At 71.4% G+C, this 16,269-nt stretch carries 16 protein-coding genes; 14 read left to right on the top strand and 2 right to left on the bottom strand.

Features of this window, described 5'->3' with window-relative positions; all coding sequences use genetic code 11:
• Positions 1 to 68 precede the first annotated feature (68 nt).
• The 3 genes from sbnA to ABII15_RS30135 all read left to right on the top strand — a co-directional run bounded on the left by sbnA (position 69) and on the right by ABII15_RS30135 (position 4,337).
• Positions 69 to 1,055: a 2,3-diaminopropionate biosynthesis protein SbnA gene (gene sbnA, locus ABII15_RS30145; protein ID WP_353945414.1), complete on the top strand. Its 987-nt coding sequence runs from the start codon at positions 69 to 71 to the stop codon at positions 1,053 to 1,055.
• Between the two features lie 45 nt (positions 1,056 to 1,100).
• Entirely contained in the window at positions 1,101 to 2,729 is a 1,629-nt protein-coding gene (locus ABII15_RS30140; RefSeq protein ID WP_353945413.1) for an acyl-CoA dehydrogenase family protein, read from the top strand.
• A 318-nt stretch (positions 2,730 to 3,047) separates the two neighbouring features.
• Positions 3,048 to 4,337: a GAF domain-containing protein gene (locus ABII15_RS30135; protein WP_353945412.1), complete on the top strand. Its 1,290-nt coding sequence runs from the start codon at positions 3,048 to 3,050 to the stop codon at positions 4,335 to 4,337.
• On the opposite strand, the gene ABII15_RS30130 is transcribed toward ABII15_RS30135, so the two are convergent.
• Positions 4,312 to 4,863, bottom strand: coding sequence for an AAA family ATPase (locus ABII15_RS30130; RefSeq protein ID WP_353945411.1), 552 nt, complete (start codon positions 4,861 to 4,863; stop codon positions 4,312 to 4,314). The two genes, ABII15_RS30135 and ABII15_RS30130, sit on opposite strands and share 26 nt — an antisense overlap.
• A 77-nt stretch (positions 4,864 to 4,940) precedes the next feature.
• Between ABII15_RS30130 and ABII15_RS30125 the strand changes: the two genes are divergently transcribed.
• The 11 genes from ABII15_RS30125 to ABII15_RS30075 all read left to right on the top strand — a co-directional run bounded on the left by ABII15_RS30125 (position 4,941) and on the right by ABII15_RS30075 (position 15,172).
• Positions 4,941 to 5,522, top strand: coding sequence for a GNAT family N-acetyltransferase (locus ABII15_RS30125; RefSeq protein WP_353945410.1), 582 nt, complete (start codon positions 4,941 to 4,943; stop codon positions 5,520 to 5,522).
• A gap of 351 nt (positions 5,523 to 5,873) precedes the next feature.
• Positions 5,874 to 7,571 carry a nitrite/sulfite reductase gene (locus tag ABII15_RS30120; RefSeq protein ID WP_353945409.1) on the top strand — a complete coding sequence of 566 codons (1,698 nt, stop codon included), beginning with the start codon at positions 5,874 to 5,876 and terminating at the stop codon, positions 7,569 to 7,571.
• The gene (locus ABII15_RS30115) at positions 7,568 to 7,747 is read left to right on the top strand and encodes a hypothetical protein (protein ID WP_111662348.1); all 180 of its coding nucleotides are present in this window, start codon (positions 7,568 to 7,570) and stop codon (positions 7,745 to 7,747) included. Before ABII15_RS30120 ends, ABII15_RS30115 begins: the two co-directional genes overlap by 4 nt.
• Positions 7,744 to 8,454, top strand: a complete 711-nt coding sequence (locus tag ABII15_RS30110) for a phosphoadenylyl-sulfate reductase (protein ID WP_353945408.1) — start codon at positions 7,744 to 7,746, stop codon at positions 8,452 to 8,454. Before ABII15_RS30115 ends, ABII15_RS30110 begins: the two co-directional genes overlap by 4 nt.
• A gap of 5 nt (positions 8,455 to 8,459) precedes the next feature.
• Positions 8,460 to 9,026, top strand: coding sequence for an adenylyl-sulfate kinase (gene cysC, locus ABII15_RS30105; protein ID WP_353945407.1), 567 nt, complete (start codon positions 8,460 to 8,462; stop codon positions 9,024 to 9,026).
• Positions 9,023 to 9,973: a sulfate adenylyltransferase subunit CysD gene (gene cysD / locus ABII15_RS30100; protein WP_353945406.1), complete on the top strand. Its 951-nt coding sequence runs from the start codon at positions 9,023 to 9,025 to the stop codon at positions 9,971 to 9,973. Before cysC ends, cysD begins: the two co-directional genes overlap by 4 nt.
• Before the next feature lie 2 nt (positions 9,974 to 9,975).
• Positions 9,976 to 11,322, top strand: a complete 1,347-nt coding sequence (locus tag ABII15_RS30095; protein ID WP_353945405.1) for a GTP-binding protein — start codon at positions 9,976 to 9,978, stop codon at positions 11,320 to 11,322.
• 233 nt (positions 11,323 to 11,555) lie between these two features.
• On the top strand, positions 11,556 to 12,668 hold the full coding sequence (locus tag ABII15_RS30090) for an aliphatic sulfonate ABC transporter substrate-binding protein (RefSeq protein ID WP_353945404.1): 1,113 nt from the start codon (positions 11,556 to 11,558) through the stop codon (positions 12,666 to 12,668).
• Between the two features lie 36 nt (positions 12,669 to 12,704).
• The gene (locus ABII15_RS30085) at positions 12,705 to 13,499 is read left to right on the top strand and encodes an ABC transporter ATP-binding protein (RefSeq protein ID WP_353945403.1); all 795 of its coding nucleotides are present in this window, start codon (positions 12,705 to 12,707) and stop codon (positions 13,497 to 13,499) included.
• On the top strand, positions 13,486 to 14,412 hold the full coding sequence (locus ABII15_RS30080) for an ABC transporter permease (protein ID WP_353945402.1): 927 nt from the start codon (positions 13,486 to 13,488) through the stop codon (positions 14,410 to 14,412). Before ABII15_RS30085 ends, ABII15_RS30080 begins: the two co-directional genes overlap by 14 nt.
• A gap of 10 nt (positions 14,413 to 14,422) precedes the next feature.
• Positions 14,423 to 15,172, top strand: coding sequence for a sirohydrochlorin chelatase (locus ABII15_RS30075; protein WP_353945401.1), 750 nt, complete (start codon positions 14,423 to 14,425; stop codon positions 15,170 to 15,172).
• A 10-nt stretch (positions 15,173 to 15,182) separates the two neighbouring features.
• Here the strand turns inward: ABII15_RS30075 and ABII15_RS30070 are convergent, their stop codons facing one another.
• The gene (locus tag ABII15_RS30070) at positions 15,183 to 16,193 is read right to left on the bottom strand and encodes a DUF5937 family protein (protein ID WP_353945400.1); all 1,011 of its coding nucleotides are present in this window, start codon (positions 16,191 to 16,193) and stop codon (positions 15,183 to 15,185) included.
• Positions 16,194 to 16,269 lie beyond the last annotated feature (76 nt).

Raw genomic sequence — 16,269 nt, 5'->3', positions numbered from 1 at the left:
AGCACGACAGGAAAGGCAGGGGGACATGCGCAACGGGGGATTCGAGGAGAGGGGGGCGGGGGGACATCATGCCTGTCATTGACGATCCCGCACAGTTCAACGAGGAGGGGCTCTACGTCGACCTGCGGTCGACGCTCGATCTGCCGCTCTTCCTGAAGTGCGAAGGGTTCAACTTCGCCGGTTCCATCAAGATGAAGGCCGCCACCGAGATGGTGAACGCCGCGGAGCGTGAGGGGCTCCTGCGGCCGGGCTCGATCCTGATCGAGTCCTCGTCCGGGAACCTGGGCGTGGCGCTCAGCGTCATCGCGGCGCACCGCGGCCACCGGTTCCTGTGTGTGACGGACGTGCGCTGCAACCAGCCCACGATCCGGCTCATGCGGGCGCTCGGCGCCGAGGTCCACGTGGTGCGCGAACCGAGCGCGCACGGCGGTCTGCTGGGCGCCCGCAAGGCGTACGTGCGGGCCCTGTGCGCGGCGGACGACCGCTACGTCTGGCTCGACCAGCACAGCAACCACGGCAACTGGCGGGCGCACTTCCGCACCACGGCCCCGGCCATCGCCGACCGGTTCCCGCGTCTTGACGTCCTGTTCGTCGGGGCGGGCACGACGGGGACGCTGATGGGCTGCGCCCGCTGGTTCTGGCAGTGGCGGCGCAGGGTGCGCATCGTCGCCGTCGACAGCGTCGGCTCGGTCACCTTCGGCGGCCCGCCCGGTGTGCGGCTCATTCCCGGGCTCGGGGCGGGCGTACGGCCGCCGCTGCTCGACACGTCGTACATCGACGACGTCGTCCACGTCGAGGAGAGCGACGCGGTGCGGGTGTGCCGCCGGCTCGCGAGCCACGGCTTCCTGTTCGGCGGGTCGACCGGAACGGTGATCAGCGGGGCCGACCAGTGGCTGGCCCGGCACGGTCGGCGCGGCCTCACCGCGGTGGCGATCGCGCCGGACCTCGGTGAGCGCTACCTCGACACGGTCTACCGGGACGGCTGGCCGCCCGCCGACAACGGCCGGCATCCCGCGGAACCGGAGGCGGAGCCGGCGATGGCGCACATCGGCTGAGTGTGGTGGTGAAGCGTCCGGGTACGCCCGGGTAGGTTCCAGGACATGGCAGGCAGCACGCACACCGTGGGGAACCAGCCCCCGCCCCTGACGGGGCACGACGTCTTCACCACCGACCGGCCGCTCACCGAGGGAGTGGCCCGGCATCTGGCGCCCGGACTCCTGGACGAGGCGCGCGCGGAGCTCTCGCTGCTCGGCCGTACCGCGGGTTCGGCGCAGGCCCAGGAGTGGGGCCGGCTCGCGAACGAGAATCCGCCGCACCTGCGCACCCATGACCGCTACGGCCACCGGATCGACGAGGTGGAGTTCCATCCGTCCTGGCACCGGCTGCTGGGCAAGGGGGTCTCCGCCGGTCTCACCTCGGCCTGGACCCGGCCCGGGGGCCATCTGCGGCGCGCCGCGGCGTTCCTGGTCTGGTCCCAGGTCGAGGCCGGGCATCTGTGCCCGCTGTCGATGACGCACGCGGCGGTGCCCGCGCTGCGCGCGCAGCCGGACCTCGCCGCGCTGTGGGAGCCGCTGCTCACCTCCACCGTGTACGACGCCGGACTGCGCCCCGCCGCGCACAAGGCGGGAGCGCTCGTCGGCATGGGGATGACGGAGAAGCAGGGCGGCAGCGACGTACGGGCGAACACCACGCGGGCCCTCGTCCAGGAGGACGGCAGCTACGAGCTGACCGGCCACAAGTGGTTCTGCAGCGCGCCCATGTCGGACGGCTTCCTGGTCCTCGCGCAGGCCGCCGAGGGGCTGACGTGCTTCCTGGTGCCGCGCGTCCTGGAGGACGGCGGACGGAACGTGTTCGCGATCCAGCGGCTCAAGGACAAGCTGGGCAACCGTTCCAACGCGTCGGCCGAGGTCGAGTTCGACGGGACGTGGGCGCGCCGGGTCGGTGACGAGGGGCGCGGGGTGCGCACCGTCATCGACATGGTCGCCGCGACCCGGCTCGACTGTGTGCTTGGCTCGGCGGCCCTGATGCGGCAGGCGGTCGCGCAGGCGGTCCACCACTGCGCGCACCGGGAGGTGTTCGGCGGTCTGCTGCTCGACAAGCCGCTGATGGAGAACGTGCTGGCCGATCTGGCCCTGGAGTCGGAGGCGGCGACGACGCTGGCGCTGCGGCTCGCGGCGGCGTACGACGCCGAGGACCCGGCGGAGCGCGACTTCCTGCGGATCGCGGTGCCCGCCGCCAAGTACTGGGTCACCAAGCGCTGCACCCCGCTGGTGGCCGAGGCCCTCGAATGCCTGGGCGGCAACGGCTATGTGGAGGAGTCGGGGATGCCGCGGCTGCTGCGCGAGTCGCCGGTGAACTCGATCTGGGAGGGCGCGGGGAACGTGCAGGCGCTGGACGTGCTGCGGGTGCTGCGGCGGGAGCCGCGGGCGTTCCACGCGTTCCTGGTGGAGATCGGCCGGGCGCGCGGCGCGGACCACCGGCTCGACGCCGCGGTGAAGGGCCTGCTGACCGAACTCGGCGACCTGGACGGCATCGAGGCGCGGGCCCGCCGGCTGACGGAGCGGATCGCGCTGGTGCTCCAGGGCTCGCTCCTCGTCCGGTTCGCGCCCGCGGAGGTCGCCGATCTGTTCTGTGCGACGCGGCTGGGCGGGGACGGCGGAGCGGCGTTCGGCACGCTGCCGCACACGCTCGATCTGGGGGCGCTCGTGGAGCGGGCCCGGCCGGTCTGATCCGAAGCGGCGGGAGGAGACCGCGAGATACCGGGACACACCGGAAGATACAGCGAGATACAGCGAGATACAGCGAGATACGGGGATGGTGCCGCGCCGACACGGCACCATCCCCGCCTTCAGAGGCCCCGTGCAGGAGCTTGAGCGCCGCCGGAGCGGCGTTGGTCCCAGTTTCAAACGCCGCACGGCTGTTCGCCAGGGTTGCAGGGGGTTGCAACGTTCCTTCGGAAGTCCGACCCTTGCGGTGGTCAGGGGAGCACGAGGGCGTGGCTGTCCCGAGGACCGTCCGCAGCCCGCTTGCAGACCGAGGTTTCCGGCATGAACAACGACTCCACGATCGATCTGGCGCGCTTGTCGGCGATGGACGTGACGCTCGCGGCGCGCCTGCTCAAGGGCGTCCGCGACGCCACGCTCTCCGGGCAGCGGCCCCTGGTGCGGCCCCGGCCGGTGATCGGCGAGTCCTGGCGGCGGATGCTGCGCGACGGCGTCGATCCGGACCGCGACGTGCGCCGCGGGCTGTTGAGTCTCGACGAGGTCGAGGAGCGGCGGCAGTCGTCACCGCTGGGGCCGGTGCTGCCCCTGCTGCGGGAGGCGCTGGTGGAGGTGGCCGAGGCCACGCAGCACATCATGGTGATCAGTGACGCGGACGGCCGGATCCTGTGGCGCGAGGGGCATCCGGCGGTGCTGCGCAAGGGCGACCGGCTGGGATTCGAGGTGGGCGCGCTCTGGGCGGAGCACGTCGTCGGCACGAACGGGGTGGGCACGCCGCTGGTGACCCGCCGCCCCGTCCAGGTGTTCTCGGCCGAGCACTTCGTGGAGTCGCATCACGGGTGGACGTGCACCGGGGCGCCGATCAAGGATCCGCGGGACGGGCGGGTGCTCGGTGTCGTGGACGTGAGCGGGCCGCTGGAGACGATGCATCCGGCGACGCTGTCCTGGGTGACCTCGGTGGCCCGGCTCGCCGAGGCCCGGCTGCGCGAGCGGCACGTCGCGGGCCTGGAGCGGCTGCGGTCGGTGGCGGCGCCGCTCCTCGCCCGGATGCCGGGCCGGGCGCTCGCCGTCGATCCGTACGGCTGGCCGGCCGCGGTGACCGGGATGCCGCTGCCGGAGCGGGTGGCGCTGCCCAGGCACACGGCGGAGGGGCGCTGCTGGATACCGTCGCTCGGGTCCTGCCAGGTGACGGCGCTGGCGGGCGGCTGGCTGCTGGTGCTCGCGGACGGCGCCCCGCAGCCGCTGACCGCGACCCGGATCGTCCTGGACCTGAGCCGTCCGCGCCGCCCGTCGTTGCACGTGACGGGCGGCGCGGCCTCCTGGGTGCACGAACTGAGCCCGCGCCATGCCGAGTTGCTGTTCCTGCTGGCCCGGCAGCCGGGCGGGCGCAGCGCGGCGGGGCTGGCCGACGATCTGTTCGGCGACCCGGGGCGGACGGTGACGGTGCGCGCGGAGATGTCGCGGATCCGGCGTTATCTGGGCGACCTGCTGGCCCATCGCCCGTACCGCTTCCAGGAGGACGCGGAGGTCCGGGCGGTGCTGCCCCGCGACCCGCTGGACCTGCTGCCGCACTCGACGGCGCCGGCGGTCGTCAGGGCGCGGACTCCCGGGCCCTGACGGCGGCGACGTCCCGGGCGATCCGCCGGGCGGCCTGCTCGGGCGTGAGGTGGGTGGTGTCGACGACCTCGGCCTCCTCGTGCAGCCAGGTGCGGGCGGCCTCGGCGTACGGTTCGAGGTACTTGAGGCGGAACTTGGAGGGGGCGGGGCCCATGTCGGTGTCCCCCTCGATGCGGCCGCGCAGCGTCTCGGTGTCGGCGTGGAGCACGAAGTGGTGGACGGGGATGCCGTGTCGCGCGAGGCCCGCGCTGATTTCGCGCCAGTACTCCTCGACGATGACCGTCATCGGCATCACGAGCGTGCCGCCGGTGTAGTCGAGCACGTGACGGGCGGTCTCGACCACGAGGGGGCGCCACGGCGGCCAGTGCTGGAAGTTGTCCGTCGGGGACAGCACCGGGGTGATGTCCATGAGGGTCTCGCCGACCTTCTCCGCGTCGAACACACGCGAGTCCGGGACGAGTTGCTGCACGAGTCTGCTGGTCGTGGTCTTGCCGGCGCCGTGGGTTCCGTTCAGCCATACGATCATGGGCGCCCACGCTAGCGCCCCCGGGGTGAGCAGGAGAGGCCTTGGCCGGACGCCGCCCGGCGTGATCCGATGGCCGCATGAGCAGCAGCGACACCGCCACCGTGACCGTCACCACCTGGTCACTCGAGCAGACCTCCCCGTCCGATCTGCGGCCCGCGACGCCGCCCGAGGGCGACGACGTGCGCGTCGTGCGCGCCGGGGTGCCCTCCCCCGAGTTCAGCCGTTTCCTGTACGCGTCCGTGGGCGGCGACATCCGGTGGATCGACCGGCTGGGCTGGAGCTACGCCCAGTGGCAGGAGCAGCTCGGCCGGCCGGGCACCGAGACCTGGGTCGCGTACGAGAGGGGAACGCCCGCCGGGTACGTGGAGCTCCAGGCGCAGGACGACGGGGCCGTGGAGATCGTGTACTTCGGGCTGATCCCGGCCTTCCGGGGGCGGCGGATCGGCGGGCACCTGCTGTCGTACGGGATCGCGCGGGCCTGGGACCTCGCCGAGCGGTGGCCCGAGCGGACCCCGACGAAGCGGGTGTGGCTGCACACGTGCAGCCTGGACGGGGAACATGCCATGGCCAACTATCAGCGGCGCGGGTTCCGGCTGTTCAGGACCGAGGTCGCGGAGGAACCGGACGTGGCCGCTCCGGGACCGTGGCCCGGGGCCTGATCCGGGGCGCCGACCACCCCTTTTCGCGCCAATCCGGGCACCCGGAGCCACCCTTGACGTGACCAGGACCACAGATGTCCGCCATGTGGGACACATACGTCCACATGGCGGACGATGGTGGACCGGGCCCAAAGTCCCGTGACACGCTTCCGTCATGTCTACAGCTGGAATCGCCTTGGTGAGTCGGCGGCACGTCGACTTCGGCCGCATGTCCAGCGCCATCTGTCCGGCGCGCTGAGAGAACCAGCACCGCCGACTTCCGCTTCACCCGATCTCCCTGCGCACCGCCGCGCCCTTGCGCGAAGTGTGCGGGTCAGAGCCGCCCAAAGCCCTGCCTGAAGGACGTTATCCATGGCTGCCACCCCTGAAAAGCCCACCACGGCCGCGCCCCGCCGCAAGGTGAGCCGTCACCGCGGCGAGGGCCAGTGGGCCGCGGGCCATTTCACGCCGCTCAACGGCAATGAGCAGTTCAAGAAGGACGACGACGGTCTCAATGTGCGGACACGCATTGAGACGATTTACAGCAAGCGCGGATTCGACTCCATCGACCCCAACGACCTGCGCGGACGCATGCGCTGGTGGGGTCTGTACACCCAGCGCAGGCCCGGGATCGACGGTGGCAAGACCGCGGTCCTCGAGCCGGAGGAGCTGGACGACGAGTACTTCATGCTGCGCGTGCGGATCGACGGCGGGCGGCTGACCACCGAGCAGCTGCGGGTCGTCGGCGAGATCTCGCAGGAGTTCGCGCGCGGCACCGCCGACATCACCGACCGGCAGAACATCCAGTACCACTGGATCCGGATCGAGGACGTGCCGGAGATCTGGAACCGTCTGGAGGCCGTGGGCCTGTCGACGACCGAGGCCTGCGGCGACACGCCCCGCGTCATCCTCGGCTCGCCGGTCGCCGGGATCGCCGAGGACGAGATCATCGACGGCACGCCCGCCATCGAGGAGATCCAGCGGCGCTTCATCGGCAACCCGGACTTCTCCAACCTGCCGCGCAAGTTCAAGTCCGCGATCTCCGGCTCCCCGCAGCTGGACGTGGCGCACGAGATCAACGACATCGCGTTCGTCGGGGTCGAGCACCCCGAGCACGGCCCCGGTTTCGACCTCTGGGTGGGCGGCGGCCTGTCCACCAACCCCAAGCTGGGCCAGCGGCTCGGCGCGTGGGTGCCGCTCGACGAGGTCCCGGACGTGTACGGCGGTGTCATCGGCATCTTCCGTGACTACGGCTACCGGCGCCTGCGCACCCGCGCCCGCCTGAAGTTCCTGCTCGCCGACTGGGGCGCCGAGAAGTTCCGGCAGATCCTGGAGGACGAGTACCTGAAGCGGAAGCTGGTCGACGGGCCCGCGCCCGAGCAGCCCGCCGGCACCTGGCGCGACCACCTCGGGGTGCACCGCCAGAAGGACGGGCGCTTCTACGTCGGCTTCGCGCCCCGCGTCGGCCGGGTGGACGGCACGACCCTCACGAAGATCGCCGAGGTCGCGGCCGCCCACGGCTCCGGGCGGCTGCGCACCACCGCCGAGCAGAAGATGATCGTGCTCGACGTCGCGGAGGCGCAGGTCCCGTCCCTGGTGGCGGGCCTGGAGGCGCTGGACCTGAGGGTCGACGCCTCGCCGTTCCGGCGCGGCACCATGGCCTGCACCGGCATCGAGTTCTGCAAGCTCGCGATCGTCGAGACGAAGGCGCGCGGCGCCTCCCTCATCGACGAACTGGAGCGCCGCATCCCGGACTTCGACGAGCCGATCACCATCAACCTCAACGGCTGCCCGAACGCCTGCGCCCGTATCCAGGTCGCGGACATCGGTCTCAAGGGCCAGCTGATGCTCGACGAGAACGGCGAGCAGGTCGAGGGCTTCCAGGTGCACCTCGGCGGCGCGCTCGGCCTGGAGGCCGGGTTCGGCCGCAAGGTGCGCGGCCTGAAGGTCACGTCGGCCGAGCTGCCCGACTACGTCGAGCGGGTCCTCAAGCGCTTCCAGGCGGAGCGCGAGAACGGCGAGCGCTTCGCCACCTGGGCGGGCCGCGCGTCCGAGGAGGCCCTGTCATGAGCGAGCGTGCGGCGCCCTTCTACTGCCCCTACTGCGGCGACGAGGACCTCCGGCCGAACCCCGAGGGTCACGGCGCCTGGGAATGCGCGGCGTGCAACCGAGCCTTCCAGTTGAAGTTCCTCGGGCTGCTGTCCCGGGGACTTCAGCGCAACGACGGTGGAGGGGAACAGATATGACCAAGACTCAGATCTCGTCGGACACCGAAGAGTTGAAGGCGCTCGCCGAGCAGGCCGGGCGCGACCTGGAGGACGCCTCCGCCCTGGAGATCCTCCAGTGGGCGGTCGCCACCTTCGGGAAGAAGTTCTGCGTGACCTCGTCCATGGAGGACGCGGTCGTCGCCCACCTCGCCTCGCGCGCCCTGCCCGGTGTGGACGTCGTCTTCCTCGACACGGGCTACCACTTCGAGGAGACGATCGGCACCCGGGACGCCGTCGAGGCCGTGATGGACGTCAACGTCATCACCCTGACGCCCCGCCGGACCGTCGCCGAGCAGGACGCCGAGTTCGGCCCGCGCCTGTACGAGCGCGACCCCGACCTGTGCTGCGCGATGCGCAAGGTCAAGCCGCTGGAGGAGGGGCTGACCGAGTACGCCGCCTGGGCCACCGGGCTGCGCCGCGACGAGTCCCCCACCCGCGCGAACACGCCGGTCGTCGGCTGGGACGAGAAGCGCCGGAAGGTGAAGGTCTCGCCGATCGCCCGCTGGACGCAGGACGACGTCGACGCCTACGTCACGGAGCACGGAGTGCTCACCAACCCGCTCCTGACGGACGGCTACGGGTCCGTGGGCTGCGCCCCGTGCACCCGCCGCCTCCTGGAGGGCGAGGACGCGCGCGCCGGGCGCTGGGCCGGGCGGGCGAAGACCGAGTGCGGACTCCACGGCTGACCCCCATGAACGCACCCCAGATTTTGGAGAAGCAAGTGACCGGAGCCACGATCTGGCTCACGGGTCTGCCGAGCGCCGGCAAGACCACCATCGCGTACGAGCTGGCCGAGACGCTGCGCGCCGAGGGCCGGCAGGTCGAGGTGCTGGACGGCGACGAGATCCGCGAATACCTCACGGCGGGCCTCGGCTTCAGCCGCGAGGACCGCCACACGAATGTGCAGCGCATCGGCTACCTGGCCGAACTCCTCGCCCGTAACGGCGTGTTGGCACTCGTCCCGGTCATCGCCCCGTACGCGGACAGCCGCGAGGCGGTGCGCAAGCGCCATCAGGTGGGCGGCACCGCCTATCTGGAGGTGCACGTGGCCACGCCGGTCGACGTGTGCTCCGTACGCGACGTGAAGGGCCTGTACGCCAAGCAGGCCGCCGGTGAACTGAAGGGCCTCACCGGGGTGGACGACCCCTACGAGGCACCCGAATCGCCCGACCTGCGCATCGAGTCGCAGAACCAGACCGTGCAGGAGTCCGCGGCCGCCGTGCGCGCGCTGCTCACCGAGAGGGGTCTCGCCGCATGACGACCGCAGCCACGTCTTCCGTCTCCGAAGGATCCGGGGAGACCGACAGCCCGTACGCGCTGAGTCACTTGGACGCGCTGGAGTCCGAGGCGGTGCACATCTTCCGCGAGGTCGCGGGCGAGTTCGAGAAGCCGGTGATCCTCTTCTCCGGCGGCAAGGACTCCATCGTCATGCTGCACCTGGCGCTTAAGGCCTTCGCCCCCGCGCCGGTCCCGTTCTCCCTGCTCCACGTCGACACCGGGCACAACTTCCCCGAGGTCATCGACTACCGCGACCGCGCCGTCGAACGCCACGGACTGCGCCTGCACGTCGCCTCCGTGCAGGACTACATCGACGCGGGCAAGCTCAAGGAACGCCCCGACGGCACCCGCAACCCGCTCCAGACGGTCCCGCTCACCGAGAAGATCCAGTCCGAGCGCTTCGACGCCGTGTTCGGCGGCGGCCGGCGCGACGAGGAGAAGGCCCGCGCCAAGGAGCGCGTCTTCTCCCTGCGCGACGAGTTCTCCCAGTGGGACCCGCGCCGCCAGCGCCCCGAGCTGTGGCAGCTCTACAACGGCCGCCACGCCCCCGGCGAACACGTTCGCGTCTTCCCGCTGTCCAACTGGACCGAGCTGGACGTGTGGCAGTACATCGCCCGCGAGAACATCGAGCTCCCCGAGATCTACTACGCGCACGAGCGCCCGGTGTTCAGCCGCAACGGCATGTGGCTGACCGCGGGCGACTGGGGCGGCCCCAAGGACAGCGAGACGGTCGAGACGCGGCTCATCCGCTACCGGACCGTGGGCGACATGTCCTGCACCGGCGCCGTCGACTCCGACGCCACGACCATCGAGAAGGTCATCGCCGAGATCGCCGCCTCCCGGCTCACCGAGCGGGGCGCCACCCGCGCCGACGACAAGATGTCCGAGGCCGCGATGGAAGACCGCAAGCGCGAAGGGTACTTCTAGACATGAGCACCACCCCCGCTGTTGAAGAGCTGGCCGGTCTGTCGGCCACCACCCTGCTGCGGTTCGCGACGGCCGGTTCGGTCGACGACGGCAAGTCCACGCTGGTCGGGCGTCTCCTGCACGACTCCAAGTCGGTCCTCGTCGACCAGCTGGAGGCCGTCGAGCACGCCTCGCGGTCGCGCGGCGCCGCCGAGCCGGACCTCGCGCTGCTCACCGACGGACTGCGCGCCGAGCGCGAGCAGGGCATCACCATCGACGTCGCCTACCGCTACTTCGCGACCCCGCGCCGCCGGTTCATCCTCGCGGACACCCCGGGCCATGTGCAGTACACGCGGAACATGGTCACCGGCGCCTCCACCGCCGACCTGGCCGTGGTCCTGGTCGACGCGCGCAACGGCGTCATCGAGCAGACCCGCCGGCACGCCGCCGTCGCCGCGCTGCTGCGCGTCCCGCACGTCGTCCTCGCCGTCAACAAGATGGACCTCGTCGGCTACGAGGAGTCCGTCTTCGCCCGGATCGCCGAGGAGTTCACCGCGTACGCCGGCGAGCTGGGCGTCCCGGAGATCACCGCGATCCCGATCTCGGCGCTGGCCGGGGACAACGTCGTGGAGCCGTCCGCCAACATGGACTGGTACGGCGGCCCGACGGTCCTGGAGCACCTGGAGACCGTGCCGGTCAGCCACGACCTGACGAGCTGCCACGCGCGGCTGCCCGTGCAGTACGTGATCCGGCCGCAGACCGCCGAGCACCCCGACTACCGGGGCTACGCGGGCCAGATCGCCGCCGGTACCTTCCGCGTCGGCGAGTCCGTGACCGTCCTGCCGTCGGGGCGCACCTCGAAGGTGGCCGGCATCGACCTGCTGGGCACGCCGGTCGACGTCGCCTGGACGCCGCAGTCGGTCACCCTCCTGCTGGAGGACGACATCGACGTCTCGCGCGGCGACCTGATCGTGCCGAGCCACGACGCGCCCGCCACCTCGCAGGACGTCGAGGCGACCGTCTGCCACGTCGCCGACACCCCGCTCACCGTCGGCCAGCGCGTGCTGCTCAAGCACACCACCCGCACGGTGAAGGCCATCGTCAAGGAGATCCCGTCGCGGCTCACGCTCGACGACCTCTCTCAGCACCCCTCCCCCGGACAGCTCGTCGCCAACGACATCGGCCGGGTGAAGGTGCGGCTCGCCGAGGCGCTCGCCATCGACACCTACGCCGACTCGCGGCGCACCGGCTCGTTCCTGTTGATCGACCCGGCGGACGGCACCACACTCGCCGCCGGCATGGCCGGAGAGTCGTTCGCGACCGCCGAGGCCACCAAGTCCGTTGAAGACGAAGACGGTTGGGACTTCTGATCATCATGATCACCATCGACTACTACGGCACGTTCGCCAAGGAGGGCGGCCGCGTCGGCAGCGGCTCCCTCGGCAGCGGACAGGGCGGGGTCGCGCGATGTGCGTGAAGACGTACGCGCACTGCTTGCGCGCCCTCACCCCCCACAGCACCTCCCTGCGAAGACGAAGACCTGCCGACCTCCCGGCCACGCCCTGAGGCGTGACCCGCCGGGCCTACGAGAGGAACACCTCCCGTGCCTGCCAGCCGCTCCACCCTCGCGCGACGCTCCGTGATAGCCGTCGCCGCCCTGCCGCTCCTCGCGCTCACCGCGACGGCGTGCAGCTACGGCTCCGAAGCCGACGACACCTCCAAGGAGAAGGTCTCCGCGAAGGGCAAGGCGCTCTCCGCCGACACCGTCAAGATCGGCTACTTCGGGAACCTGACCCACGGCACGGCTCTCGTGGGCAACCAGAAGGGCTTCTTCCAGAAGGAGCTGAAGGGGACCAAGGCCTCGTACCAGGTCTTCAACGCCGGCCCCTCGGAGATCGAGGCGCTGAACGCCGGGTCCATCGACATCGGCTGGATCGGCCCCTCCCCGTCGATCAACGGCTACACCAAGTCCAAGGGCAAGTCCCTGCGCATCATCGGCGGCAGCGCCTCGGGCGGCGTGAAGCTCGTGGTCGACCCGAAGAAGATCAAGTCCCTGGACGACGTCAAGGGCAAGAAGATCGCCACGCCGCAGCTCGGCAACACCCAGGACGTCGCGTTCCTGAACTGGATCGCCGAGAAGGGCTGGAAGGTCGACGCGAACTCCGGCAAGGGCGACGTCTCCGTCGTCCGCACGGACAACAAGATCACCCCGGACGCCTTCAAGTCCGGCTCCATCGACGGCGGCTGGGTGCCGGAGCCGACCGCGTCCAAGCTGGTCGCCGAGGGCGGCAAGGTGCTCCTCGACGAGTCCGACCTGTGGCCCGACAAGAAGTTCGTGATCACGAACATCATCGTGTCGCAGAAGTTCCTCACGGCCCACCCGGACGTCGTCGAGGCCGTGCTGCGCGGCTCGGTGAAGACAAACAAGTGGATCAACGCCAACCCCGACGAGGCGAAGGCCGCCGCGAACAAGCAGCTGGAGGCCGACTCCGGCAAGGCGCTCCCGGCGAACGTCCTCGACCCGGCGTGGAAGTCCATCGAGTTCACGGACGACCCGCTGGCCTCGACCCTCGACACCGAGGCGGCGCACGCGGTCAAGGCCGGTCTCCTGGAGAAGCCCGACCTCAAGGGCATCTACGACCTTGAGCCGCTGAACAAGATCCTGAAGGCCGAGGGCGCCACCGCCGTCGACGACGCCGGTCTCGGCGCCAAGTAGCCGTCCTGCCCACCGAGTTCCCAGGAGGTGACGACCATGGCGACCACCCTCGCCAAGACGGCGGCCGGCTCTGCCGTCGGCACGGGCGGCACGGCGGCCCGTATCGAGCACGTATCGAAGTCCTTCGGCACACCGGCCGGGTCGCAGCTCGTCCTGGACGACATCAGCCTCGATGTCGCTCCGGGCGAGTTCGTCACCCTCCTGGGGGCCTCGGGCTGCGGCAAGTCGACCCTGCTCAACCTGGTCGCGGGGCTCGACGCCCCGTCGGCCGGCTCCATCACGACGGACGGGCGGCCCGCCCTGATGTTCCAGGAGCACGCCCTGTTCCCGTGGCTCACCGCGGGCAAGAACATCGAACTCGCCCTGAAACTGCGGGGCGTGCCGAAGTCCGAGCGGCGCACCCGCGCCGAGGAACTGCTCACCCTCGTACGCCTCCAGGACGCGTACGGCAAGCGCGTCCACGAGCTGTCCGGCGGCATGCGCCAGCGCGTGGCGCTGGCCCGCGCGCTGGCCCAGGACGCTCGACTGCTGCTGATGGACGAGCCGTTCGCCGCGCTCGACGCCATCACCCGTGACGTCCTGCACGGCGAGCTGACCCGGATCTGGGAGGAGACGAACGTCTCCGTCCTGTTCGTCACCCACAACGTGCGCGAGGCGGTGCGGCTCGCCCAGCGCGTCGTACTGCTGTCGTCCCGGCCGGGCCGGATCGCCCACGAGTGGACCGTGGACATCGAGCAGCCGCGCCGGATCGAGGACACGGCCGTGGCGGAGCTCTCCGTCGAGATCACCGAACAACTCCGGGGGGAGATCCGCCGCCATGGCAAGGACTGAACCGACGGCCGTCGTCGACAAGACGGACGGACAACCGGCGGACGCCGTACACGCGGACGACCTCGCCGGGCTGGAGGCCGGCCTGGACGCACTGGAGACGGTGCACTCGGGGCGCCCGCCGTTCTCGAGGACGTTCCGCGAGAAGATCCTGCCGCCGCTGACCGCGGTCGTCGTGGTCCTGGTGGTCTGGCAGGCACTGATCTCCTTCAAGATCGTCGACGATCCGACGAAGCTCCCGGCGCCGTCGGACGTCTGGGCCGAGGTCCAGAACGCCTGGCTGAAGGGCGAGTTGCTGGGCTACATCTGGACCAGCGTGTCCCGCGGCCTGCTCGGCTTCCTCTTCGCGCTCGCCATCGGCACCCCGCTGGGGCTGCTCGTGGCCCGGGTGAAGTTCGTCCGCGCGGCGATCGGCCCGATCCTGTCCGGGCTCCAGTCACTGCCGTCGGTGGCCTGGGTGCCGCCCGCGGTGCTCTGGCTCGGCCTGGACAACTCGATGATGTACGCGGTGATCCTGCTGGGCGCGGTCCCCTCGATCGCGAACGGCCTGGTCTCCGGCGTCGACCAGGTGCCCCCGCTGTTCCTGCGGGCGGGCCGCACGCTCGGTGCGACCGGGGTGCGCGGCCTGTGGCACATCGTGCTCCCGGCGGCGCTGCCCGGCTATCTCGCGGGCCTGAAGCAGGGCTGGGCGTTCTCCTGGCGCTCGCTGATGGCGGCCGAGATCATCGCGTCCTCGCCCGACCTCGGGGTGGGCCTCGGCCAGCTCCTGGAGAACGGCCGCAACGCCTCGTCGATGCCGATGGTCTTCCTCGCCATCTTCCTCATCCTGATCGTCGGTATCGTCATCGACCTGTTGATCTTCAGCCCGCTGGAGCGTCGCGTGCTGCGCGGCCGCGGCCTCCTCGTCAAGAACTGAGCAGCCTGTCATGCACCACTCCGCCCCCGCCCCCGTCCTGCTGGTCATCGCCCACGGCAGCCGCGACCCGCGGCACGCCGCGACCGTGCACGCCCTCGTGCGCGCGGTGCGGGCGCAGCGCCCGGGGGTGCGGGTGGAGACGGCGTTCCTGGACTTCAACGTCCCCTCGGTGAGCGGGGTTCTCGACTCCCTGGCGGCGGAGGGCGTGCGCGACGTGGTCGCCCTTCCGCTGCTGCTCACCCGCGCCTTCCACGCGAAGGCGGACATCCCCGCGGTGCTGCGCGAGGCGCCGCGCGGCCTGCGCGTCCGCCAGGCCGACGTGCTCGGCCCGTCACCACTGCTGGTGGCGGCCCTGGAACGCCGCCTGTACGAGGCCGGGCTCGACCCGGCCGACAAGCCCACGACCGGGGTCGTCCTGGCCTCGGCGGGCTCCAGTGACCCGGAGGCGATCGCAGTGATCGCAGAAATCGCGCGGGAGTGGCGGCACACCGGTTGGTGCGCCGTGCGGCCTGCGTTCGCCTCCGCATCTCTGCCGCGCACGGAGGACGTCGTGCGCGAACTCCGCGACCTCGGCTGCGAGCGCGTCGCCGTCGCGCCCTACGTCCTGGCCCCCGGCCGGCTGCCCGACCGGATCGCGGCGGGCGCCGCCGACGCGGATGTCCTGGGCGGTGTCCTCGGGGCGGCGCCGGAGGTGGCGCGGGTGCTGCTGCGCCGCTACGACGCGGCGGCCGTACGGGAGTTGCTGGCCGTCGGCGCCTGAACCGGCCCGGTCAGGACGCGGGATCGTCGGAGCCGCACAGCCGCTCCCCCAATTCACTGCGCCCGTAGCGCACGCTGCGTCCGCCGCGGGTCCGGGTCAGCAGCCCGGCGTCGTAGAGGATCGACAGGTGCTGGCTGACAGCGCCGGGCGTGACGGCGAGGCGGTGGGCCAGTTCCGTCGTGGATGCGGGTTCGGTGAGCAGGCGCAGGAGGCGGGCGCGGGGCGCGCCGAGCAGCCGGGTCAGGGCCTCGCCGGAGGCGGGCGGCGCGGTCTCCGAGATCGTGGCGCGGCCGCGCGCCGGATAGCTGAGCAGCGGCGGGAGCCCCGGGTCGATCATGGTGTGGGCGCCGTGCGCGAACAGCGTGGGCACGAGGACCAGTCCGCGCCCGCCGATGGCGATGTCGGCCGCCGGCCACGGGAGATAGCCGTGGCTGTTGGTCTGGACGAGGGTGAGCACCTCACCGTCCCACGACAGGCGCGGGTCGAGGCCGGTGAACAGGCCGCCCACCCCTTCCTCCGCGAGGACCTTGCCGCGGTGGGTGAGGTCGGCCTCCAGGACGGACTGCACGCGCGGCCACCAGTCGGCGGCGAGGCAGTCGTGCCAGTACGACTCCAGCGCGTCGGCGATGCGGTGCCGGAAGGCGGCCGGGTCGGCGAGCCCGGCGCGCAGCACCTCGGGCAGCCGGTCGGCCGTCGTGTCGTACGCGGCCGTGAACTCGGGGGCGAGGAGTTCCGGCGGGACGCGGCGCAGAGCGGCGAGCTGCCGGGCGAGCACGGGGCGCGGCCGGTCCGGGCGCGGGGTGAGGAAGTCCGGGATCCACAGGTGCGGCGCGATCAGCGCGCCGAGCAGTTCGGTGTCCTGGCGGCGGAAGGCGGGGCCGAGGCGGCGCAGCCAGGGCCGCTGGTGCGGGTAGCGCGCGGGTTCGCGCCAGGCGCGCAGCGAGTACACGGCTTCCTGGAGCGGTGAGTAGGCGAAGGACGTCCGGGCCAGGTCGCCCATGACGAAGCGGAACTCGATCACCCGCCACATCCCTTCCGACCGTTCTTTTAGCCCCACGCTAAAGAAATGTCGCGGCGCCGGGAACCCCGTTTCGCTG

This window comes from Streptomyces sp. HUAS MG91 (genome assembly GCF_040529335.1).
Classification (GTDB): domain Bacteria; phylum Actinomycetota; class Actinomycetes; order Streptomycetales; family Streptomycetaceae; genus Streptomyces; species Streptomyces tabacisoli.
The sequence above is the reverse complement of the archived record's forward strand: the minus strand, read 5'-3'. Positions and strand labels throughout refer to the sequence as shown.

Coding starts and splice junctions, on each gene's coding strand:
- sbnA (WP_353945414.1), top strand. CDS start 69: ATGCCTGTCATTGACGATCCCGCACAGTTCAACGAGGAGGGGCTCTAC.
- ABII15_RS30140 (WP_353945413.1), top strand. CDS start 1,101: ATGGCAGGCAGCACGCACACCGTGGGGAACCAGCCCCCGCCCCTGACG.
- ABII15_RS30135 (WP_353945412.1), top strand. CDS start 3,048: ATGAACAACGACTCCACGATCGATCTGGCGCGCTTGTCGGCGATGGAC.
- ABII15_RS30130 (WP_353945411.1), bottom strand. CDS start 4,863: ATGATCGTATGGCTGAACGGAACCCACGGCGCCGGCAAGACCACGACC.
- ABII15_RS30125 (WP_353945410.1), top strand. CDS start 4,941: ATGAGCAGCAGCGACACCGCCACCGTGACCGTCACCACCTGGTCACTC.
- ABII15_RS30120 (WP_353945409.1), top strand. CDS start 5,874: ATGGCTGCCACCCCTGAAAAGCCCACCACGGCCGCGCCCCGCCGCAAG.
- ABII15_RS30115 (WP_111662348.1), top strand. CDS start 7,568: ATGAGCGAGCGTGCGGCGCCCTTCTACTGCCCCTACTGCGGCGACGAG.
- ABII15_RS30110 (WP_353945408.1), top strand. CDS start 7,744: ATGACCAAGACTCAGATCTCGTCGGACACCGAAGAGTTGAAGGCGCTC.
- cysC (WP_353945407.1), top strand. CDS start 8,460: ATGAACGCACCCCAGATTTTGGAGAAGCAAGTGACCGGAGCCACGATC.
- cysD (WP_353945406.1), top strand. CDS start 9,023: ATGACGACCGCAGCCACGTCTTCCGTCTCCGAAGGATCCGGGGAGACC.
- ABII15_RS30095 (WP_353945405.1), top strand. CDS start 9,976: ATGAGCACCACCCCCGCTGTTGAAGAGCTGGCCGGTCTGTCGGCCACC.
- ABII15_RS30085 (WP_353945403.1), top strand. CDS start 12,705: ATGGCGACCACCCTCGCCAAGACGGCGGCCGGCTCTGCCGTCGGCACG.
- ABII15_RS30080 (WP_353945402.1), top strand. CDS start 13,486: ATGGCAAGGACTGAACCGACGGCCGTCGTCGACAAGACGGACGGACAA.
- ABII15_RS30075 (WP_353945401.1), top strand. CDS start 14,423: ATGCACCACTCCGCCCCCGCCCCCGTCCTGCTGGTCATCGCCCACGGC.